The following is a 20,860-nucleotide window of genomic DNA, read 5'->3' as shown; positions in this document are numbered from 1 at the left end:
CCCTTCATGGTTGGAGGGGCGAGGCGGTGAAAATCCTGACCGAGAATTGGAAAGCTTGGGGCTTGGTGCTGCTGTGTGTGGCCGCCCCGATCGGGGTATTCGTCATCGGCAAAGGTGGTTTGGTGGCCTTCTCGGTCTGTGACATATCATATCAGTACACATGCTATTCCGGGGCCAGTGGGGCACAGAAGGCTGCAGAAGCTGCAGGACGGTATACGTGGCTATCTTCCGTATTCATTATGGCAGCCATTTGTCTTCTGGCGGTTGTCTATTTCGTGATCCGCATTGTTTCGCGAAAATCTTGGTCCTTGTTTCTGACCACTCATGCAATTGTCTTAGCCGGTGTGTGTGGACTGTTGTATGCGCATGCAGTGATCGGCGAACAGAAAACGTTTCAGTGCGTTTCCAATGAGCTTTTTCACAACACAATCGGCAGTACGGAGTTGATGAAAAAGCTGTCCTCTATCCTTTATGATTCGCCCTTAACCCTTTACGATCTGGTAAGCTATGTCGAATATATCGTGATTATTGCAGGCTTTGCGATATCTGTCGGCGTGGCGTTTTTAACCTTTGAACAAAATGACAAACGCAAATACGACTTAGATGTTATCAAAAGCAACATCTTGGAATTGCGAAGCTATTTGTACCTCGGTGCGCTGGGGCTGGTGAGCGGGCTTATGTCTTTGCGCAATTTCTTTTATTGGCCGCAACATTTCGTCACAGAACGGCCCAAAGGCGAAGTGGCTGAAAGCGCGATGCGTGCGGAGTATCTGGCCCACGTGGATGCGGTGGTTCTCTACCAAAGCATGGTCTACGTCGTGCTGTTGGGCGTCATGTTTGGTATTCCTTATGTGATTTTTATCGCACGTGCGCGTGCGATTGCGCGTGAAGAATTGGTCAAGATGAAACAGCCCGACACGCTTTCGGCGATCCGTGGGTGGCTGGATAAAAAAGAGTTCAAGATATCGCTGCCCGAACAGATGGGGCAGTTGGTTGCGATCTTATCGCCTGTGTTGATGGGATCGGCGTCGAGCATTTTGCCAGGCATTGTCGGCTAGGGTAGGATTGTTCAAGGCGTACGATTTTTCTTTTCTACGTTTGAAAAAGAGCCTATAACGCGCGGCCCCTTTGCGAGTTGGGAATGCGCTCATGACACCAAAAATTGAAAAATTTCTGGCACAAAACGCCCCTCAAGCCCCGTGCTTGGTGGTGGATATGGATGTGATCGAAGGTCAGTACGTCAGTCTCGACCAGGGCATGGCGGATGCCGACATCTATTACGCCGTTAAAGCCAACCCGGCCCCGCAAATCTTACAGCGCTTGGTGAAGCTGGGAGCCAAGTTTGACGCCGCGTCGCTCAACGAAATTCAGATGTGCTTGGATGCGGGGGCAACACCGGACGATATTTCGTATGGCAACACGCTCAAAAAAGCTGATGCCATTCAGGCGGCCCATGAGCTGGGCATTACCCTGTTTGCCTTCGATAGCGAAGGGGAGCTGGACAAAATCGCTGAGCATGCGCCGGGCGCAAAAGTGTATTGCCGCATCCTGACCGAAAACGGCAACGCCGAATGGCCGCTGTCGCGCAAGTTCGGCTGTGTGCCGGACATGGCGGTGGATTTGCTGGCCTCAGCACCGGGCAAAGGTTTGGTGGCGTTTGGTTTGTCTTTCCACGTGGGCTCGCAACAGCCCGACCCGCACCAGTGGGGCTGGGCTATCAACCATGCGGCGGATGTGTTCCAGCGCTTGTTTGAAAAGGGCGTAGAACTTCAGGTCCTGAACATGGGCGGGGGCTTTCCGGCTCAGTATCGCGACATGATCGACCCGTTCGTCAAATTTGCTGAAACCATCAACGCTGCGTTGGTGGAGCACTTCGGCGAAAACGTGCCGGCGTTGATGATCGAGCCCGGACGCGCCATCGTCGCCGAAGCGGGCGTGTTGATGTCCGAAGTCGTTCTGGTCTCCAAAAAACGCGAAGACGCGCCTAGGCGTTGGGTCTACCTGGACGTTGGCATGTTCGGTGGTTTGGCCGAAACCATGGGCGAGGCGATCAAATACAACTTCATCACGCCGCACGATGGGGGGGATATGGGGCCCGTAGCCATTGCTGGGCCCACGTGTGATGGTGCGGACATCCTCTATGAACAAACCTTAGTGCAGTTGCCTTTGGCGCTGAAGACCGGAGACCGGGTCCTGATCGAGCCCGCAGGCGCATATACGACGACTTACGCATCCGTAGGTTTTAACGGCTTCCTTCCCATGGACGAATATTATATATAGAATAGTTCTAGAATCAGAAATGAAGAGCATAGTGTTCTGAGGGCATGAGCGTGGGGGTACGCGCGTGTCTCAACAGGGATAAGGGAAACGGGCGTGGATAGCACGAAACGTGTAGAAGCTGCTGGCCGTCCGGCTGTGGTTTTACCGGAAACGGTAATCGCGGGCATCGGGTCGGTCGAACGGGCAATTGCCGAACAAACGGAATGGTTTAAGAACTGGCACGAACAGGTCGTGGTGAATCACGACACATCGGGCTTTCGTATTGAAGCGATTGGGGATTTTCCCTTGGGGGCTTGGTATCTAGGTCCTGAATCCCAAGCCTTTCGCAACAATCCGGATTATTTGACGTTAGGCCAGAAGCTCGCGGACGTGCTGGAGCAGGTCCAGGCGTTTTTGCGCGGGACCGAAAACGGCGAGCCCCATCCCATTGATGATTACAGCCGTTTCACGCATGCCTTGCTGGAGCTCAATATGCTGGTCCAGCACATGCAAAACGATGCGTGGCGCGGGCTGACCAAAATGGATCCGCTCACGGGTGTGCGCAACCGTCATGAGATGATGGTCGAGCTGGATGCGGAGCGTGAACGCGCCCGGCGCACCAATTTGCCCTCCACAATTTGCATGGTTGACCTGGATCACTTCAAAACCATCAACGACACCTACGGCCACGTGGTGGGTGACGTGGTGTTGCGTCATCTCTCAGGTCTGTTGGTGGAACAGCTGCGCCCTTACGACATGGTGTTTCGTTATGGTGGGGAAGAGTTCTTGTTGTGTCTGCCCAACACCGAACTGGATACGGCCATGCATGTACTTGAACGCCTGCGCGCCACGATTGAGCGCGAAGTGGTGATGGCGGGCGAAGGCAATGACCAGGCAGAACTTCACGTCACCGCTTCGTTTGGTGTTGCTGTGATCAATGTGAAAGAGCACATCGTCGACACCATCGAGCGGGCCGACATGGCGCTGTACGACATCAAGAAAAATGGACGTAACGCTGTAAAAGCTTGGATGCCGGCTGAAGACTAAACCTTAGTCCTCAGCTTTCGCCGGAGCTTTCTTTGCAGCTGATTTGCGGCGCGGGCGGCGACGCGGAGCCGCCTTTTTCTTTTCCGGCTTGGCTTCCGACGTTTCCGATTTGTCGTCGGAAATGTCCAACGGGTTCATCAGGAATGCGGGCATGTGGCCGTCGCAAATCTCGTTGTGGATTTCGCGAATGCGTCGCTCGGTCGATTTTTTGTGACGACCACGGGAGCGATCTCGCGTCCCTTCGCGTTTGCGCGGGGCGCGTTCGCGTTTTTCTCTTTTTTCCGGTTTTGTAGCCTGCGCGGGCTTATCCGCAGCAGGCGCGTCCGCTTTAGGGGCTGGCGTTTCGGTTGCTGGCGCTTCAGGTGCGGGGGCTTCGGCTTTTGGCTCAGCGGGTTTGTCATCGCGTTTATCGCGACCGCGTCCACGACCTCGGCCCCGACCTTCACTGCGACCTTCATTGCGCTCGCCGCCACGACCACGACCGCGTCCACCGCGATCGTCCTTTTCGCTCAACTCACCACCGTCAAAACCTTCGATGTTGAGGCGAGGAATTTCGTTCGATGTCAGGGCTTCGATTTGTTTGACGAATTTGCCGTCTTCGGGCAACGCGATGGAATAGGCGTGGCCTTCGTTCCCGGCACGCCCGGTGCGGCCAATGCGGTGCACGTAATCTTCGGCGTTGATGGGGACGTCAAAGTTGAACACGTGGCTCAAGTTCGGAATGTCGAGGCCGCGGGCCGCCACATCGGAACACACCAAAATGTTGAACTCTTTGGCTTTGAACTGTTGCAGGGTTTCTGTGCGGGCCGGTTGGCTCATATCCCCGTGGAGCTGGCCAACTTTGAGGCCGTGCTTGGACAGGGATTTATAAACGATGTTGACGTCGGATTTGCGGTTGCAAAAGACAATCGCGTCGCGCACGTCTTCGTGGCCGATCATGGCGCGCAAGGCGTCACGTTTGAGCTTCTTCTTCCCGTCCTGACCCCGGTGCTGTGCGCCGGGCTTCACGATCAAGAGACCTTGGGTCACGGTCGCCGCCGTGGTGGCGGGGGCCGAGGTGGTGATCTCTTTCGGGTTCATCAAAAACTTGTCGGCCAGTTTTTTGATTTCCGGCGCCATGGTGGCGGAGAAGAATAAGGTCTGGCGGTTGAACGGCAGCATGGACACGATTTTTTCGATGTCGGGAATAAAGCCCATATCCAGCATGCGGTCGGCTTCGTCGATCACCAAGATTTTGACGTCGCGCATCAACAGGTGCCCGCGTTCAAACATGTCGAGCAAACGGCCCGGCGTTGCGATCAAGACGTCCGCGCCGCCGTCCAAGACTTTGGACTGGGCTTTCATGTCGGTGCCGCCGATGAGCAAAGCTTTGTTGAGCTTGTGATACTTGCCGTATTTGTCGAAGTTTTCCGCAACTTGGGTCGCCAGTTCGCGGGTGGGCTCCAAAATCAGCGAGCGCGGCATGCGCATTTTTGCGCGGCCATGGGCCAAGATGTCGATCATCGGCAAGGTAAAGGATGCGGTTTTGCCCGTACCTGTTTGTGCACAGCCCAAGATGTCACGGCCCATAAGGACGATGGGGATGGCTTTCTCTTGGATGGGCGTAGGGGTGTCATAGCCGGAATCGGCTACGGCTCGCAGGACGTCTTCACTCAGTCCGGTATCGGCAAAACTCATAAATGTAGGGCGCTTTCTGTTTGTTTTTGTTTCAGAGGTCCCCATGGACCCGCTGGGTGCGCCCGCTTTGGCGCTCGAAGGCCCGGAATTCAACATGTTTGGGCCCATATGTCAATGTAAACCCTGGAAAACAAGCATTTCAGCCTACATGTGTTGCTGCATTGCACATCTTGGAGCTCGGGGGTAACTTATGGCCCAATGAAAGACAAAGAGGTTTCTGAACGTGTTGATGGACGCAAAACAATCGTGCTTGGTGGTGATTGATATCCAATCCAAGCTCAATCCGGTGATGTTCGACGAAGGGCGCGCGCCCCAGGGAGCGGCTAAATTGCTGCTGGGCGCCGATATCTTGAACATTCCCGCGATGGTGACAGAACAATACTCTAAGGGTGTCGGGCCCACCGTGGACGACTTGCAAGACTTCATGCCTGAAGGCAGTCCCTTGGAAAAAGACACGTTTTCGTGCTGCGCCAATGCTGAGTTCATGGCGCGGTTTAAAGCTACTGGCGCAACGCAGGCCATTTTGTGCGGGATTGAGGCTCACATCTGTGTGCTGCAGACCGCGCTGAATTTGTTAGAGGCCGGTTATGAGGTCTTTGTCGTCGAAGACGCCACCGCATCCCGTACGCCGGAGAACCACCGGGCGGGGCTGGAACGCATCCGTCAACACGGGGGCCAAGTGGTGGTGGTTGAAAGCGTGCTGTTCGAATGGTTGAAAAAATCCGGCACGGCTGAGTTCAAACACATCAGCCAGCTGATCAAATAGGTGAAATATGGAACATAAACCCGTCCTGATCGTGGTTCCGGGCCTGCTGTGCGACCGGGCGCTGTGGGAACCGCAAATTGAAGCGTTGTCGGACGCCTACGATGTCCGCGTTGCTGATGCCAGCCAGAATGACAGCATGGAAGTCATTGCCATGCGCTTGCAGGGCTTGGCCCATGGCCCCTTTGCCTTGGCAGGGTTGAGCATGGGCGGCTACGTGGCGCAAGAAGTCATGCGCCAATGCCCCGAACGCATCACGCACTTGGCGTTGGTCGACACCAACGCACGTGCAGATTTGCCGGAGCAAACGGAAAACCGCAAACGCACCATGAACATCGCCGACGAGGGCAAGCTCGACACCATCGTTCAAGAAATGGTCCCGAACTTGGTTCATCCCGACCATATGGACACGGCGGGCAAAATCTTTGGCGAAATGGCCGAGCGGGTGGGGGCCGAGGCCTTTGTGCGTCAGCAAACGGCCATTATGGACCGCATTGACGGGCGAGACGATTTAGCCGCCATCAACTGCCCGACGTTGATTTTGTGCGGCGAAGACGACGCCTTGACACCTGTGAAAGTGCACGAAGAAATGGCTGACGGCATCGGCGCCAATGCTGAGCTGGTGGTGATCGAACACTGCGGCCATCTCAGCCCCTTGGAAAAACCCGAGGCCGTCACCGATGCGTTCCGTACTTGGTTTGCGCGCTGATTGAAGAAGGACTTCCCCAAATGGCGACGATACTTCCCTACGGCGGGGTGACGCCGAAAATCGACGGTCAGGCCTTTGTTGCTGAAACCGCTGTGGTTACGGGCGATGTGGAGATCGGCGCAAAAACCGGGATCTGGTACGGCTGCGTGTTGCGCGGCGACGTCAATAACATCCGCATTGGTAAGGGCGTGAACATCCAAGACGGCACCGTCGTGCATGTCTCGCGTCCGTATGCGACGATCATCGAAGACAACGTCACCATCGGCCATATGGCCTTGATCCACGCCTGTACGTTAGAAGAAGGCAGCTTCGTCGGCATGAAGGCTTGCGTCATGGACGGGGCTGTGGTGGAAAAGGGCGCCTTGGTTGCGGCTGGCGCTTTGGTGACGCCGGGCAAGCGTGTTGGGGCCGGTCAAATGTGGGCAGGCTCGCCGGCGAAGTATCTGCGCGACGTGAACGATAAAGACCGGGAAATGATGGGCTACATCCAACCCAACTATGAAAAGCTGGCCCAGGAATACAAAGACATCGAAAGCGAACATTCATGAGCGACGCGACCGAAGCGCAAGTCCACATCAAAAAACTCGTCGATGAGGTTTTGACGGGAAAGGCCCGTTCTGTCGCGCGCGCCATGTCGTTGGCAGAGGGGCGCTCGACGGACGCGGAAAGCCTGATGGCTGAACTTCACCGCCATGCCGGCAATGCGCACATCGTCGGCCTGACCGGGGTTCCGGGTGCGGGCAAGTCCACCATGGTGGCGTCATTGACACGGGCCTTTCGCAAGCTGGGCAAAACCGTGGGCATCATCGCCATTGATCCCTCCAGCCCGTTTTCCGGCGGTGCGATTTTGGGTGACCGGGTGCGCATGACAGGATTTGCCGAAGACGAAGGTGTGTTTATCCGCTCTATGGCAACGCGCGGTGCGCTGGGCGGCTTGGCGCGGGCGTCTTTGGACACGGTGGACGTGCTGGACGCGGCGGGCTTTGACATTGTCTTGATCGAAACGGTTGGCGTGGGCCAAGACGAGGTCGACATTGTGCAAGCTGCGCATTCTGTCTTGGTGGTCTCGGCCCCCGGGCTCGGCGACGAAATCCAGGCGATCAAGGCCGGGGTGTTGGAAATCGCCGACATCCACGTGGTCAGCAAATGCGACAAGCCTGATGCACCGCGCACGGTGCAGGACCTAAAAGGCATGCTGCACTTGGGGCGCCCCGGAAAAGGCGACAAGCAATGGACCATCCCCGTGATCCCCACCAGTGCGGAAACGGGCGAGGGTATGGAAGAGCTGGCCGAAAAAGTCATCGAACATTACGATCACTTGGAAAGCAGCGGCGAAATGGAAGTGCGCAAACGCCAAATTCTGGAAATGCGCATCATCAAAACCGCCGAAGATATGCTGCGCGAACGCTTGATGTCGGAACGCGGTGGCAAGCTGCAAGGTCTTTTGGACCGGGCCTACAAACGCGATATGGACGTGCGGCGCGCGGCCCGCGATCTGTTGGGTGCTGTGACGCAAGATGAAGCCGGTGGGGAATAAGCAAATGGCAGATGATCTCGAAGCTCGCGTTCAAGTTTTGGAAGAGCAATTGGCGCACCGCGATCAAGACTTTCAGGACTTGTCCGATATGGTGACCCAGCAATGGACCAAGATCGAAGAGCTCAAACGTGAGCTTTCTCAAACCAAAGACCGCATTATCACTTTGGAAGACGAAGTGGGTGAAGGCCCTGCCGCAGATCAAAAACCACCCCACTGGTAATCAGCGACGAGAATGCACGCATTGGCTTTGTCAGACAATTCCATCTTGAATTAACCTCAAGCCGGGGTATACGATACGGTCCCGAGGGAAGAGGCTGGCGCAGAGAGGCTGCGTTGGTAGGGAATTCTGGGGAATTTGGTGGACAAACCCAAAACCAAGCGGACCATTCGTGCGCGGATCATAATTTTGATCCTCGTCGTTGTCGTGCCTTTGTCGTTGTTCCAAATTTACACGGCCTCCCAAACTATGGAACGACGCACGTTTGATGCGTATCGCTTGCTGGATCGTTCCACCCAAGAAGCCCAAGTTAAAATCGACGATTTGATCTCCGCGTCCGAAGAGTTGTTGTCGGGCTTGGCTGTGACCGATGCCGTTTTAGGACGTAACGTGTTTTCGTGCATGCGGGTGTTGCGTCAAGTCCAGGCCAAGTTCACCAAGTACACAAACTTTTCCGTGGTGAACGCGGACAAATACATTGTGTGCAGTTCCGGCACGCTTGTGCAGCCGAAGTTTGTGGGCAAGTCGCCAAACATCGTCGAAGCCTTTGAAACCCGGTCTTTTGCTGTCAGCCCTTTTAAGTTCGGTGTTCTGACGGGCAAGCCCGTGTTGGTCTTTTCCATGCCGCTGTTCGCAGGCGATGGTTCGGTCGCGGGAACCGTGAACAACGGGCTGAGTTTGACGTGGTTGGGGGATTACTTTGCGACGTTGGTCTCGACGACGGGGCAGGAAATGTTGCTCGTCAACGGCGAAGGCACTGTCATGGCGTCCTATCCGCAAGGGCGCTTTGAGGTGGGGGTGTCCATCGCCTCAACCCCCCTTGGACATGCGCTGATGGGTGAAAATGAGGAGGGGCGTCATTTCACCAATGCTGAAGGTGAAGACTTTATGATCAGCACTGAGCGTGTGTCGGGCGTGCCCGGGGACGCAAAAGTCGTAGCTTTGGCGCCGCTAGCCCCTTTGGCAGTCCAAGTGCGCAAAGAGCTTGCTTGGCAACTGGCTTTGATCTTCGGTCTTGCTGGAATATCGCTGGTGGGCGGTTGGATTGGTGCCCAAGCACTTGTGATCAAACCCATCAGACGTTTGACGGATCTGGCGCATAAGGTTGAGATGGGCGACTTCAGTGTGCGATCAAACCAAAACTACGAAGACGGAGAACTGGGCCGTCTCGCCCGTGCTTACGACCAAATGGTCGCAGGTTTGCAAACGCACACCAAGGCGCTACAAATATCGGAAGCACACTACCGCGAACTTGTCGAAAATGACGAACAGTTGATTCACCGCTTCTGGCCTGACACAACAGAAGTCTTCGTCAATCAAGCGCTTGCGGACTTCTTTGGCGGCACACCCGACAGTTGGGTCGGCAAACGGTGGAAGGATTACATCAATCCGGACGAAGTGACGAATGTGGAACGCTTTTTGTCGTCGCGCACGCCGCAAGATCCCAATTACGTTTTCGAGCACATGGTTAAAAACCAAAAGGGCGAGGAACGCTGGCTGCGCTGGAATAACCAGGCGTTCTTCGACGATGAAGGCAAAATCACCCACTTTCAGGCCGTGGGTTTGGATTTGACGGATCGCAAAGCCGTCGAACGGTCGTTGGAGCTGGCGATGATGGAAGCACGCGCGGCCAATATGGCGAAATCCAACTTCATGGCGAATATGAGCCACGAGCTGCGCACACCGTTGAATTCGATTATCGGCTTTTCGGAAATGATGTCGTCGGGTGTGATTGCCAAGCTGCCGGATCAATTGTCCGAATACACGCAATTCATCGCCCAAAGCGGCCATCATCTTCTCAACATCATCAACGACATTTTGGACTTGTCCAAGATCGAAGCAGGCATGTTGACGTTGGATGACGGACCGGTAAACGTGCGCAAGGAAGTCGAAGAAGTCATGGACATGGTGCGCAGCCAAGTGACGGCTGGGGACAACGCCTTGATTGAAGAATTCGATGAAACCGGGTCTTATATTTTGCTTGGCGATCGCTTGCGGATCAAACAAGTTCTCTTGAACCTGTTGGGCAATGCGGCAAAATTTACCCAATCGGGTGAGGTGACTTTGCAAGGCTGTGTGGTTGACGGCTCCATAGTCATTCGGGTGAAAGACACGGGCATCGGCATGTCACAAGAAGACATCAAAACGGCGCTGAGCCCCTTCGGGCAAGTTGACGGGCAACATTTGTCAAAACGCTATGAAGGGACAGGACTAGGGTTGCCCTTGGCTGAGCAGCTTATGGAGCTCCATGGCGGTAAGTTGGAAATCGACAGTCAACTGGGTGAGGGCACCACTGTGTCAATGGTTTTTCCGGCCGAACGCACGCTCGCCGGTCAAGTCACCGCCAACGAGGCGGAAATGCTTGGCGTATAAGGTTTAGCCTTTTTTCTCAATCCTTAAGGTGTCGACCATGGATTTGATTTCGTAAACGTGCGCGGCCATGGACAGGCGAGAGGCTTTGTTTTCTTTGACCGCACCCAAAGTCGTTTCTGCGAAAGACTTAATACGCTCAACATTGTCTTTGAGACTGTTGAGCAGCATCAAAGCAACATCCTTTTCTTCGGTCGCGGACATCAATGCTTCTTCAAGCTTCCACAACTGTTCGGACATTTGCACCATTTGCTCAGTTTCAAGGGCTTGGGCCTCAATCATATTGTTGAGGTCTTCCTTCAGCGCTTCGTTCTCCTGCTGGAGAGAGACGATATGCGTCTCCGCACCGCGCAGGAGTTCTTTGTAGTCATAGGTGTCTGGCTGAGACATTTTGGCTTTATTCGCCTCTCATTTTAACGTAGGTGCCGGGAGCTTCGCACAAGGCTTTGAGTTTGCCTTCGCCGGGGACCCTCGGTTCTAGGTCTTTTTTTCCAGCGTGGCGGGCAATCCATTTTTTCCAATCGTGCATCCACGAACCGTCATGTTGCTCGGCCAAATTGAACCAATCTTCGGGGCTGTTTGGGCGTTCTTTGCCGCCTTTGGAGCGGGTCATATAGCCGTACTTGTTGCGACCCGGCGGGTTGATAACGCCCGCCACGTGCCCCGATCCGCCTAGTACATACTTGGTTGAACCGCTAAACAGCGTTGCACTTTCATAAACGGTTTTCCACGGTGCGATATGATCGTCCTTGGTCGCCAAGAAATAGCTTGGCGTTTTGACTTTCGACAGATCAATGGGAACACCCATGATGTCGATGCCGCCTTTGAGCCGCAGGCGGTTTTCCAAATACATGTTGCGCAGATAATACGCATGCATGGCCGCCGGCATATTGGTGCTGTCGGAGTTCCAATACAAAATATCGAACGGACGCGGTTCCTTGCCCAATAGATAATTGTTGATGGCAAAGTTCCAGATCAAATCGTTTGCACGCAGCTGCGAGAAGGTCGATGCCATTTCGTGACCGTACAAAATGCCATTGTCCTTCATGTGCTCTTCCAAGCGCTGGACCATGCCCGCATCGGTGAAGATGGCCAGCTCGCCCACGTCGGAGAAATCCAACAGGGTGGTGAAGAACGTTGCCGCTTTGATACGTTTCTTTTGTTTGGTTGCGGCCAGATAAGCCAGAGTGGTGGCCAACAGGGTGCCGCCGATGCAATACCCAATCGCGTTGACTTCTTTTTCGCCCGTGGCTTTTTCAATAGCGTCGAGCGCGGCCAGGGGGCCTTCGTTCAAATAATCTTCAAAGGCTTTGTCCTTGAGGCTTTCGCCCGGATTAACCCAGGAAATGACGAACACCGTGTGGCCTTCGGAAACCGCCCAATGCATGAAGGACTTTTCTTCGTCCAAGTCCAAGATATAGAACTTGTTAATCCAGGGCGGCACGATCAACAAAGGTGTTTTGCGCACTTTGTCCGTGGTCGGTGTGTATTGGATCAGTTCCATCAAATCATTGCGGAACACGACCTTGCCCGGCGTGGCGGCAATGTCTTCGCCCATGGTAAAGGCGTTGTCCGGGGTTTGGCGCACGGCAAAACGTCCGTGGCCGCGTTCCATATCCTCGATTGCCAGCTCCAAGCCACGCAAGAGGTTTTGGCCTTTGGTTTCGATGGTTTCGTGAAGGGCAATCGGGTTGGTCAGCAAAAAGTTTGTGGGCGACATGGCGTCCGTGACGCGTTTGGTGAAAAATTCCGCCTTGCGCCGCTCGTGCGGGTCCAAGCCACCGGCTGCACCGACCAAGTCTTGCACCCATTGGGAAAATAGCAGGTATTGTTGCTTGAGAAAGTCGAAATAGACCTCTTGGGTCCAGTCGTCGTCTTTGAAACGTTTGTCGCCGGGCGAAGGTTGAATCACAGGCTCTGGCTCTTTGCCGGCCATGCGTGCGTTGAGGTAACCCAACAGTTTCAACCCGTTTTCCCAATACTTCATCTGCGCTTGGGCCAAGTGCTCAGGCTCATTGATCATTTGGCGAGTAAGCTCACCGAAGATTTCCGGAAGGCCGACGACTTCCGTCAGGCTCATTTCCGAACGTGCGGTTTGCTGCCATTCCGGATCGCCCAGGGCGTGCCGTTCGTTGAATTCACGGATCATGTCCTGGGACTTGGTGGCGACATCAGCCAAAATCGCAGGCAATTCTTCGATATGTTCAATTGGGGCCTCGGTTAAAGGCGATTTATGTCCCGTTGAACGGTTGTCAGTCATGGGCTGGCCCTTTTATTACAAATCTTCTGGCACTTTAGTAGTAACAGGTTATACCGCAAAAACGAAGTGTTATAAGTTGTAGGCCCGTCACAATTTTACCTGCGATATATCCTTAACAAACTTATGTGAATGTGGCATTAATGTTCATGAATTCAGTTATTTGCGGGAAGCCCTTTTGGGATGCCCGCTCAACCGGGAAGAAAACGGGGCTCAAAATGGCTAAAATCCGGATCCAATCAGGAACGTTTCGCATGGCTGCATCCGCGCTGGTGATGAGCGTTGCGCTCAGCGCTTGTGAATCCGTACCCGATGCCATCAACCCGGTGTCTTGGTACGACAAGACGACGGATTTCTTCTCCGGCGACAATCAGGCGGCTGAAACGTCACAACCAGGCGCGCAAACGGCTGCTGGCGGAAATCAGGGCTTATCCGCCGATCCTGCCGCTCCGCCGCCGGCTCCTGTGCCGTCTCAACAAGTTGCTGAAGCTTCTGGCGGTCTTTCGGCTGATCAGACGCAACAGGGCAACTACGCATCTCCGCCCATTGCTCGCCAAGGCCAAGCCTCTAACGTATTGGCTCCGCAGTCGGACCCGTCGGCTCCGCCTGTGCCGAGCGCGCAGCCCGTTTCTCCTGTGATGCCTGCATCCCCGATGCCATCGCCGGTCGTAGCGGGCGCTCAGCCGCCTGCGGCCCCCAGTATGCCGGGTACGACGATGTTGACCCCGCCGAGCGAAGCGGAAATGGCTTCTGCCTTCCCGTCGCCGCCCAAACCGTTTGAATTTCCGCCGGTGACGTCCAGCACGCCTTATGGCGCAGATCAGTTTGAAACCGTTGTGATTTCCGCCGACGGCATGTCAAGCGTGGCTCCGGCCCGCCCGCAAATGATCGAACAGGTGGCCGAAGCCCCGTCCGGCGCCATGTTCCCGCAGCCGGGCACGACCACCAACAGCTTTTCCGGAGCGGAAATGGTTCACGGCATGTTGCGTGTGGCGACCATCAACTTTGCCAACAACTCCGCCAGCTTGGACCACCGTGACCGTTCGATCCTGGGCGCTGTGATCCAGTTGCATCGTGAACGCGGTGGCCGTGTGGTGGTTATCGGGCATGCCAGCTCACGCACCAGGGATATGGACTATATCAAGCACCAAATGGTGAACTTTGAAATTTCCATGCATCGCGCCTCTTCCATCGGTGCGCAACTTCAAGCCTTGGGCTTGGATGCAAATGCCCTGGAAATTCAAGCCGTTGCCGACAGCCAGCCGATGTATCTGGAAGTCATGCCTTCGGGTGAGGCGGGCAATCGCCGCGTCGAAATTTACCTCGCGGGTGCGGCCACTTAGATACGGGACGACGAACCGGTTCTTCCGGTGCCGCCGTCCCACACCGGGGCGGCGGCATTTTCGTGTGCATCTGGCTTTGAAAAAACCACTGAAAACCTAACAAATTCACTTGTTTGAACCTCAACCTTCTGGCAGAAACGACCACCATGGAACAAGAATTTCACCGCATTCGTCGCCTACCACCCTATGTCTTCGCTGAAGTCAATCGGATGAAGGCCCATGCGCGCGCCGCCGGAGAAGACATCATCGACTTCGGTATGGGCAACCCCGACCAGCCAACGCCGCAGCATATCGTCGATAAACTGTGCGAAACGGCCAACAATCCACGCACGCACGGGTATTCGAACTCGCGCGGTATTCCGGGCCTGCGCAAAGCGCTGTCGGCGTATTATGAGCGCCGTTGGGACGTGTCCATTGACCCGGAAACGGAAGCCATCGTGACGCTGGGTTCCAAAGAGGGTTTGGCCAACTTGGCGTCTGCCATGACCAGCCCGGGTGACGTGATCTTGGTGCCCAACCCCAGCTATCCGATCCACCAGTTCGGGTTCATCATTGCCGGTGCAGCGGTGCGCAACATTCCGGTCTCCACGGGGCCTGAATTTTTTGAATCGCTGAAAAGCGCTGTTCAGCACTCGGTGCCCAAGCCGTCGCTTTTGGTGATCAACTATCCCAACAACCCTACGGCCACGGTTTGCGATTTGGATTTCTACGAAGCGGTCGTCGATTTCTGCCGCCACCACGAAATCTACGTTCTGTCGGACTTGGCCTATTCGGAAATCTATTACGGCGATACGTTGCCGCCCAGCATGTTGCAAGTGAAAGGGGCCAAGGACATTTGTGTGGAATTCACGTCCATGTCCAAGACCTACAACATGCCCGGCTGGCGCATCGGCTTTGCAGCGGGGAACCCCCATCTGATTTCGGCACTCACACGGATCAAGTCGTATCTGGACTATGGTGCGTTCACGCCCATCCAGGTGGCCGCTGCGGCGGCTCTGAACGGTCCGCAAGACTGTGTGGACGGCATCCGCGCCATGTACAAGGAACGCCGCGACGTCTTGATCGGCGGATTAGCCGATGCAGGCTGGCATGTGCCGAGCCCCGACGCGACGATGTTCGCCTGGGCACCGTTGCCCGATGAATACAAGCACTTGGGCTCGTTGGAGTTTTCCAAGTTGCTGTTGAGCGAAGCCCAAGTGGCGGTCGCTCCGGGCATTGGGTTCGGCGAACACGGAGACGATTTTGTGCGCTTGGCCGTGGTGGAAAACAAACACCGCACGCGCCAAGCTATTCGGTCCATCAAACAGTTTATGGACAACCATCAAAACATTCTTGAGAACGCGGAAAAAAAGCGCGCCCAAGCAAAGTAAGAGGCAATTAAAATGAGCAACGAACCTTTTAAGGTTGCTATCGCCGGTCTTGGAACGGTCGGCGGCGGAACGGTTAAAGTTCTGGAAGACCACAAGGACGTCATCGCCAAACGCTGCGGTCGTCCGGTGGTGGTAAGCGCCGTCAGTGCGCTGACGAAAGAAGGCCTGGACTTCGATGTCGAAGGCTATGACTGGTATTCCGACGCCCTGGACATGGCGACCAACTCTGACGCCGATATGGTGGTTGAGCTGATCGGCGGGTCAGACGGTATCGCTAAAAAAATCGTCGAAGCCGCGCTTCAGGCGGGCAAGCACGTGGTCACGGCCAACAAAGCCCTGGTGGCGCACCACGGTGCGGCCCTGGACGGCATGGCCGAAGCCAGCGGTGTCAGCTTGAATTATGAAGCGGCTGTGGCCGGTGGTATTCCGGTGATCAAGTCCATCCGCGAAAGCTTGGCGGGCAACACGATCAACAAGGTGCAAGGCATCTTGAACGGCACGTGCAACTACATCCTCACGACCATGCGTGTCGAAGGCAGCGATTTCTCTGACGTGTTAAAAGACGCGCAAGAGCTGGGCTACGCCGAAGCGGACCCAACGTTCGACATTGAAGGCATCGACGCCGCGCACAAGCTCGCCATCCTGGCCTCCGTCGCGTTTGGGGTGGAAATCAACTTCAAAGACGTGCACGTCGAAGGCATCACGCATGTCTCCGCCGTGGATATCGAATTTGCCGAAGAACTGGGCTATCGCATCAAGCTGTTGGGCGTGGCTGAGCGTCGCAACGGCACGGTGGAACAGCGCGTGCACCCGACCATGGTGCCGCTGAGCGCGCCGATTTCTCAAGTCGAAGGTGTGTTCAACTCCGTCGTCATCGATGGTGACGCGGTGGACACGGTGGTCCTGGTGGGCCGTGGTGCCGGTGAATTGCCGACGGCGTCTGCCGTCGTGGGCGACATCTGCGACATTGCCCGTGGGCTGTCTGTGCCGACGTTCTCAGTTCCGGTCAGCGATCTGGAAAAGGTTCCGACGCGCGACATGGCCGAACATGTGGGTGCTTACTACGTGCGCCTCAGCCTGACGGACGAGCCGGGTGTGTTCGCCGACGTGGCCGCTGCGTTGCGTGACAACAACGTGTCCATGGAATCCATGATCCAACGCGGCCGCGAAGAAGGCAAACCGGTTCCGGTGGTGATGACGACCCACGAAACCAAGGAAGCCGACATGGTCAAAGCTTTGGCCGCTATCGAAGCCTTGGACCGCGTCGTCGACAAACCCTGCATGATCCGCATCGAAGGCGCTTAAGGCCACTTCAGACCCATCACGTGTCATGGCCGGACTTGATCCGGCCATCCACGTCTTTCTTTCAAATTGCAGCCAAAGACGTGGATACCCGGGGCTAGCCCGGGCATGACGCAGATTCCAGTATATCGTCCTAGCATACAACTTGATTGCCTCCAGTAGATTTCCTAGACTTCCCCTCAACGAACACGGGCATTTGTTTAGGGGGGACGTCATGACGACCATCAAATTGAACCGTCGTCAGTTACTCAAAGCTGGTCTGGGCACCGCAGGCGGCTTGGTGCTGGCGGGTGTGGCTTGGGCCGAAGAGAACGCGACCAAACTCGAAACCCTCCAAAACCTCCACGTTGCGTTTGTGAACCGGGCCACGGGCAAGGTCGAGTTCGTCAAAACCTTCGCCGAAACCAACCCAGAAATCCTCTCCGGCAAAACATCCCGAACGCCGTATCGCCCGCCCAGCAAGAACGTGTGGTTGGGCCGCACGGGAACGCTGTTTCAACGCGACGTGAAGCGGTATGGCATTGTTGATATTGAGAAACGCAATGAGGGGCTTGGGTTCTTTTCCAGTCTCAAAGACAGTTACACGCCTGAAGAATACACCCATCACTTCCTGCTGACCTTGACGGACCGAGAACTGGGCCGCGAAGAGATCGGCGGTTGGGCTTTGGCGAATGCCACGGACACACAGAAAAAAGCCGCCTTGGACTTGCTCTACAGCATCCACAAAGGCACCAACGGCAGATACGTGACCGATGATCCGGAGAAGATGGCTGAAGCCACGCGCTATTACACAGGCCGGGAACTTCTGAAACCCTCCCTTTATATTGGCAACGCACCATCCGTGGGTGCCCAAGCCTTCATCCCCCAAAGCGGTATTCAAGTCGCATCAACCGAAGCCATCCAACTGGCACTGGCATCCGGTGCCGTGACAGGTGGTGTGGATGTGGGTGCGGGTGCGGCAAACGATATGAGCGTGGCGGCGGAAGGGGCCACCGAAGGCACCGTATCATCCGTAGCAGCCGCCATTGGCGGTGCTGCGGGCGTAGGCGCATCGGCGGGCGGCGCATCGGACAGTGGCGATGGCGGCAGCGGTTCGGGTGGTGGTGATAGTGGCGGCAGTTCTTCGGGTGGGAGTGGTGCTGGTGGGAGTGGTGCTGGCAAGTAACCGCTTTGCCATAACGCCCCTTATGAACATTTATGAAAACGGGGATAATGATGCCAGCTTCTGGGTAAACTCGGACCTGTACACATCATTGGTTTTATGTCCGGACTTGAAGCAACAGCAGCCGCGAAGAAGACAAACCCTGCATGATCCGCATCGAAGGCGCTTAAGGCACGACTGCCACATTCAAACCATCACATCGTCATGGCCGGACTTGATCCGGCCATCCACGCCTTTCTTTCAAATTGCATGCAAAGACGTGGATACCCGGGTCAAGCCCGGGCATGACGGCGGTTTTGGCGTCTTCGCTTCTCGCAATCACAGCTGATTTTAGCGTATGCTGGGGCCATGGATTCTCAACACGCGACCGTTTCTGAATTTTTGAAAGAGGAGCAGCTTTCGCTGACCGGGAAACGCTGGTTGGTGAAGTCTGCGGATGAGCGTCAGGGGTTGGCGCTGTCTCAGCGTCTGCGTGTGCCTGAAGTGGTGGGGCGGGTGTTGGCGTCGCGCGGCTACGATGTGGACACGGCGCCGACGTTTTTGGAGCCCAAGCTCAAAACCGACCTGCCGGACCCTTCGCACCTCAAAGACATGAACAAAGCCGCTACACGCATCGCCGACGCCGTAGAGGCGGGTGAGGGCATCGCCATCTTCGGCGACTACGACGTGGACGGCGCAACGTCCTCAGCGCTCTTAAAACGCTTTTTAGAGGCCGTGGGCGCAAAGGTCACGGTTTATATCCCCGACAGGCTTGAAGAAGGCTACGGCCCCAATGCGCCGGCACTGATTAAGCTCAAAGACCAAGGCAACGCGGTTGTGGTTACGGTGGACTGCGGACAGACGGCGTTTGAGGCGTTGGAGGTGGGCACGGACGCGGGTCTCGACATCGTCGTGGTGGACCATCACGCAGGTGAGCCGCACCTGCCCAAGGCGCATGCTGTGGTCAACCCCAATCGCATCGACGATGACAGCCCTCACGGCCAAATGGCGGCGGTGGGGGTGGCGTTTTTGGTCGCTGTGGCGGTCAATCGCGAACTCAAAGACAGGGATTGGTACAAAGACCGCCCGGCCCCCAATCTGATGGGGTGGCTCGACATCGTTGCCCTTGGCACCGTGTGCGACGTGGTGCCGTTGACGGGTGTGAACCGCGCGCTGGTGGCCCAAGGGCTTAAAGTCTTGGCCCAGCGCACCAACCCAGGTCTGCGCATGCTGGGCGACGTGGCGGGCATCAATGAGAAACCCGGTGCGTATCACTTGGGCTTTGTTCTTGGCCCGCGCATCAACGCAGGCGGACGTGTCGGCCAATCGGATTTGGGCACACGCTTGCTGTCCACGCCGGACGAAAGCGAAGCCTTCGCGCTGGCCCAGCGCTTGAACGACTTCAACGCCGACCGCCAAGACATCGAAGCGGCAGTGCTGGACGAAGCAGTTTTGCAAGTGGACACCCGCATTGGGGACGGCGAACCGGGCCCTGTGATCATCGCACACGGCATGGGCTGGCATCCGGGCGTGGTGGGCATCGTGGCCTCGCGCTTGAAAGAACGCTATAACCGCCCCGCGTGCGTCATCAGCTTTGACGGCGATGATGAGGGCAGCCTCGGTACCGCCTCAGGCCGGTCTGTGAGCGGTGTGGACTTGGGCTCTGCCGTGATTGCCGCGCGCCAAATGGGGCTCTTGCTCAAGGGCGGCGGGCACGCCATGGCGGCAGGCTTTTCGTTGGAGAAGGGCAAGCTCGCAGAGCTGGAAGAGTTTCTGTCCGAACGCATATCCAAAGCCGTGGGTGGCACGCCTCCACCCCCGGGGCTTTACATCGACAGCGTTATGGCCGCGTCCGGTGCCAACATGCACTTGGTCAAAACCTTGGACCAAATCGGCCCGTTTGGCGTCGGCAATCCAGAACCACGCTTTTGCATCCGCGATGCCATCATCGCCAAAGCCACGCCGGTGGGCGCGGACCAAAGCCATGTGAGCTTGATCCTCACCGACCCGGGCGGGGCGGGGCGTTTAAAAGGCATTGCGTTTCGAGCGTTCGACACGGATTTGGGCAAAGCGCTCATCAACCACGGCGGCGCACCGTTCCACTTCGTCGGCCGCCTGCGCGTCAATGTGTGGAACGGCTACGAAAGCGTTCAGTTGATGGTGGACGATGCGGTGAAGGCTTGGTCGTGATGAGGGCTACTTTTGCCCTCGTGTTGGCGGTAGCGGTGCCAGGCTTTGCGGTGGCGAACGATGTAACGGTTGGTGCATTTTCTCAAGGCGATTTGTCGGGCTGGGAAACGGAAGTGTTTAACGCTGAGACTGGCTACGCTCTGGTTGAGGGTGAGGCGGGAACGGTGCTGAAGGCCGAAGCCAATGCCAGTGCGTCGGGTCTGTTTAAAAAAATCAAAATAGATCTCAGCCAAACCCCGTGTTTGAAATGGCGGTGGAAAGTTGACGGAACCCTGCAAGGTTTGAACGAAACCATAAAAGCCGGAGACGATTATGCGGCGCGGGTTTATGTGGTGGTTTCAACGGGACCGTTTTTCTGGCAAACCCGCGCCATCAGCTATGTCTGGTCAGGCTCTCGCCCGGTGGGGGATGTGTGGCCGAACGCTTATACCGACAAGGCCACGATGGTGGCCATGCAAAGCGGGAATGCAAGGGCCGGGCAGTGGGTTCTTGAAACCCGAAATGTCTTGGCCGATGTTCAGCGCTTTGTCGGTGAGGACATGACCACGGTGGACGCCGTTGCCCTGATGTCGGACACGGACGACAGCGGCCTGAGTGCCACGGCGTACTATGGAGATATTTTCCTCACGTCGTGCGACTAAGATGGACCCGAACATGTGAAGGGTCTAAACTTAAGAT

Annotated in this window: 18 protein-coding genes; 15 read left to right on the top strand and 3 right to left on the bottom strand. The window is 56.2% G+C overall.

Going from position 1 to position 20,860, the window contains the following annotated elements:
- Positions 1-26: 26 nt before the first annotated feature.
- From V5T82_RS03820 to V5T82_RS03810, 3 genes are all read left to right on the top strand, one after another.
- Positions 27-1,058 (top strand): hypothetical protein, encoded by a 1,032-nt coding sequence (locus V5T82_RS03820; protein WP_332894272.1) that lies wholly within the window; start codon positions 27-29, stop codon positions 1,056-1,058.
- A gap of 91 nt (positions 1,059-1,149) precedes the next feature.
- Positions 1,150-2,280, top strand: a complete 1,131-nt coding sequence (locus V5T82_RS03815) for a type III PLP-dependent enzyme (protein ID WP_332894271.1) — start codon at positions 1,150-1,152, stop codon at positions 2,278-2,280.
- A gap of 93 nt (positions 2,281-2,373) precedes the next feature.
- On the top strand, positions 2,374-3,306 hold the full coding sequence (locus V5T82_RS03810) for a diguanylate cyclase (RefSeq protein WP_332894270.1): 933 nt from the start codon (positions 2,374-2,376) through the stop codon (positions 3,304-3,306).
- 3 nt (positions 3,307-3,309) lie between these two features.
- Here the strand turns inward: V5T82_RS03810 and V5T82_RS03805 are convergent, their stop codons facing one another.
- Positions 3,310-4,983: a DEAD/DEAH box helicase gene (locus tag V5T82_RS03805; protein WP_332894269.1), complete on the bottom strand. Its 1,674-nt coding sequence runs from the start codon at positions 4,981-4,983 to the stop codon at positions 3,310-3,312.
- Positions 4,984-5,212: 229 nt separating this feature from the next.
- Between V5T82_RS03805 and V5T82_RS03800 the strand changes: the two genes are divergently transcribed.
- From V5T82_RS03800 to V5T82_RS03775, 6 genes are all read left to right on the top strand, one after another.
- The gene (locus V5T82_RS03800; protein ID WP_332894470.1) at positions 5,213-5,749 is read left to right on the top strand and encodes a hydrolase; all 537 of its coding nucleotides are present in this window, start codon (positions 5,213-5,215) and stop codon (positions 5,747-5,749) included.
- A gap of 7 nt (positions 5,750-5,756) precedes the next feature.
- Entirely contained in the window at positions 5,757-6,455 is a 699-nt protein-coding gene (locus V5T82_RS03795) for an alpha/beta fold hydrolase (RefSeq protein WP_332894268.1), read from the top strand.
- A gap of 20 nt (positions 6,456-6,475) precedes the next feature.
- Entirely contained in the window at positions 6,476-7,003 is a 528-nt protein-coding gene (locus V5T82_RS03790) for a gamma carbonic anhydrase family protein (protein WP_332894267.1), read from the top strand.
- Positions 7,000-7,992 (top strand): methylmalonyl Co-A mutase-associated GTPase MeaB, encoded by a 993-nt coding sequence (gene meaB, locus V5T82_RS03785; protein WP_332894266.1) that lies wholly within the window; start codon positions 7,000-7,002, stop codon positions 7,990-7,992. The genes V5T82_RS03790 and meaB overlap by 4 nt, the downstream gene beginning before the upstream one ends.
- A gap of 4 nt (positions 7,993-7,996) precedes the next feature.
- Entirely contained in the window at positions 7,997-8,212 is a 216-nt protein-coding gene (locus tag V5T82_RS03780; protein WP_332894265.1) for a SlyX family protein, read from the top strand.
- Between the two features lie 138 nt (positions 8,213-8,350).
- Positions 8,351-10,582, top strand: coding sequence for an ATP-binding protein (locus V5T82_RS03775; RefSeq protein WP_332894264.1), 2,232 nt, complete (start codon positions 8,351-8,353; stop codon positions 10,580-10,582).
- Between the two features lie 3 nt (positions 10,583-10,585).
- On the opposite strand, the gene V5T82_RS03770 is transcribed toward V5T82_RS03775, so the two are convergent.
- Both V5T82_RS03770 and phaC read right to left on the bottom strand, forming a co-directional pair.
- The gene (locus V5T82_RS03770) at positions 10,586-10,969 is read right to left on the bottom strand and encodes a hypothetical protein (RefSeq protein ID WP_332894263.1); all 384 of its coding nucleotides are present in this window, start codon (positions 10,967-10,969) and stop codon (positions 10,586-10,588) included.
- 7 nt (positions 10,970-10,976) lie between these two features.
- Positions 10,977-12,839 (bottom strand): class I poly(R)-hydroxyalkanoic acid synthase, encoded by a 1,863-nt coding sequence (phaC, locus tag V5T82_RS03765; protein WP_332894262.1) that lies wholly within the window; start codon positions 12,837-12,839, stop codon positions 10,977-10,979.
- Between the two features lie 215 nt (positions 12,840-13,054).
- On the opposite strand from phaC, the gene V5T82_RS03760 reads away from it, so the two are divergent.
- From V5T82_RS03760 to V5T82_RS03735, 6 genes are all read left to right on the top strand, one after another.
- On the top strand, positions 13,055-14,179 hold the full coding sequence (locus V5T82_RS03760; protein WP_332894261.1) for an OmpA family protein: 1,125 nt from the start codon (positions 13,055-13,057) through the stop codon (positions 14,177-14,179).
- A 146-nt stretch (positions 14,180-14,325) separates the two neighbouring features.
- Positions 14,326-15,549 carry an LL-diaminopimelate aminotransferase gene (locus V5T82_RS03755; RefSeq protein WP_332894260.1) on the top strand — a complete coding sequence of 408 codons (1,224 nt, stop codon included), beginning with the start codon at positions 14,326-14,328 and terminating at the stop codon, positions 15,547-15,549.
- 12 nt (positions 15,550-15,561) lie between these two features.
- A complete protein-coding gene (locus tag V5T82_RS03750) occupies positions 15,562-16,854 on the top strand; it encodes a homoserine dehydrogenase (protein ID WP_332894258.1) in 1,293 nt (430 codons plus the stop codon).
- 211 nt (positions 16,855-17,065) lie between these two features.
- Positions 17,066-18,016, top strand: a complete 951-nt coding sequence (locus V5T82_RS03745) for a hypothetical protein (RefSeq protein ID WP_332894257.1) — start codon at positions 17,066-17,068, stop codon at positions 18,014-18,016.
- A gap of 345 nt (positions 18,017-18,361) precedes the next feature.
- Positions 18,362-20,182, top strand: coding sequence for a single-stranded-DNA-specific exonuclease RecJ (recJ, locus tag V5T82_RS03740; protein ID WP_332894256.1), 1,821 nt, complete (start codon positions 18,362-18,364; stop codon positions 20,180-20,182).
- On the top strand, positions 20,182-20,823 hold the full coding sequence (locus tag V5T82_RS03735) for a DUF3047 domain-containing protein (RefSeq protein ID WP_332894469.1): 642 nt from the start codon (positions 20,182-20,184) through the stop codon (positions 20,821-20,823). The genes recJ and V5T82_RS03735 overlap by 1 nt, the downstream gene beginning before the upstream one ends.
- Positions 20,824-20,860 lie beyond the last annotated feature (37 nt).

Origin of the sequence: Magnetovibrio sp. PR-2, assembly GCF_036689815.1 — a bacterium.
Taxonomy (GTDB): Bacteria; Pseudomonadota; Alphaproteobacteria; order Rhodospirillales; family Magnetovibrionaceae; genus Magnetovibrio.
Note: the sequence above shows the minus strand (reverse complement) of the source record. Positions and strands in the feature narration are given on the sequence as shown.

Bases quoted from the DNA above. Each gene is read 5' to 3' on its own strand.
- V5T82_RS03755 (WP_332894260.1), top strand. From the start codon at position 14,326: ATGGAACAAGAATTTCACCGCATTCGTCGCCTACCACCCTATGTCTTC.
- V5T82_RS03750 (WP_332894258.1), top strand. From the start codon at position 15,562: ATGAGCAACGAACCTTTTAAGGTTGCTATCGCCGGTCTTGGAACGGTC.
- V5T82_RS03815 (WP_332894271.1), top strand. From the start codon at position 1,150: ATGACACCAAAAATTGAAAAATTTCTGGCACAAAACGCCCCTCAAGCC.
- V5T82_RS03790 (WP_332894267.1), top strand. From the start codon at position 6,476: ATGGCGACGATACTTCCCTACGGCGGGGTGACGCCGAAAATCGACGGT.
- V5T82_RS03795 (WP_332894268.1), top strand. From the start codon at position 5,757: ATGGAACATAAACCCGTCCTGATCGTGGTTCCGGGCCTGCTGTGCGAC.
- phaC (WP_332894262.1), bottom strand. From the start codon at position 12,839: ATGACTGACAACCGTTCAACGGGACATAAATCGCCTTTAACCGAGGCC.
- V5T82_RS03780 (WP_332894265.1), top strand. From the start codon at position 7,997: ATGGCAGATGATCTCGAAGCTCGCGTTCAAGTTTTGGAAGAGCAATTG.
- V5T82_RS03800 (WP_332894470.1), top strand. From the start codon at position 5,213: ATGGACGCAAAACAATCGTGCTTGGTGGTGATTGATATCCAATCCAAG.
- meaB (WP_332894266.1), top strand. From the start codon at position 7,000: ATGAGCGACGCGACCGAAGCGCAAGTCCACATCAAAAAACTCGTCGAT.
- V5T82_RS03805 (WP_332894269.1), bottom strand. From the start codon at position 4,983: ATGAGTTTTGCCGATACCGGACTGAGTGAAGACGTCCTGCGAGCCGTA.
- V5T82_RS03745 (WP_332894257.1), top strand. From the start codon at position 17,066: ATGACGACCATCAAATTGAACCGTCGTCAGTTACTCAAAGCTGGTCTG.
- V5T82_RS03770 (WP_332894263.1), bottom strand. From the start codon at position 10,969: ATGTCTCAGCCAGACACCTATGACTACAAAGAACTCCTGCGCGGTGCG.
- recJ (WP_332894256.1), top strand. From the start codon at position 18,362: ATGGATTCTCAACACGCGACCGTTTCTGAATTTTTGAAAGAGGAGCAG.
- V5T82_RS03735 (WP_332894469.1), top strand. From the start codon at position 20,182: ATGAGGGCTACTTTTGCCCTCGTGTTGGCGGTAGCGGTGCCAGGCTTT.
- V5T82_RS03760 (WP_332894261.1), top strand. From the start codon at position 13,055: ATGGCTAAAATCCGGATCCAATCAGGAACGTTTCGCATGGCTGCATCC.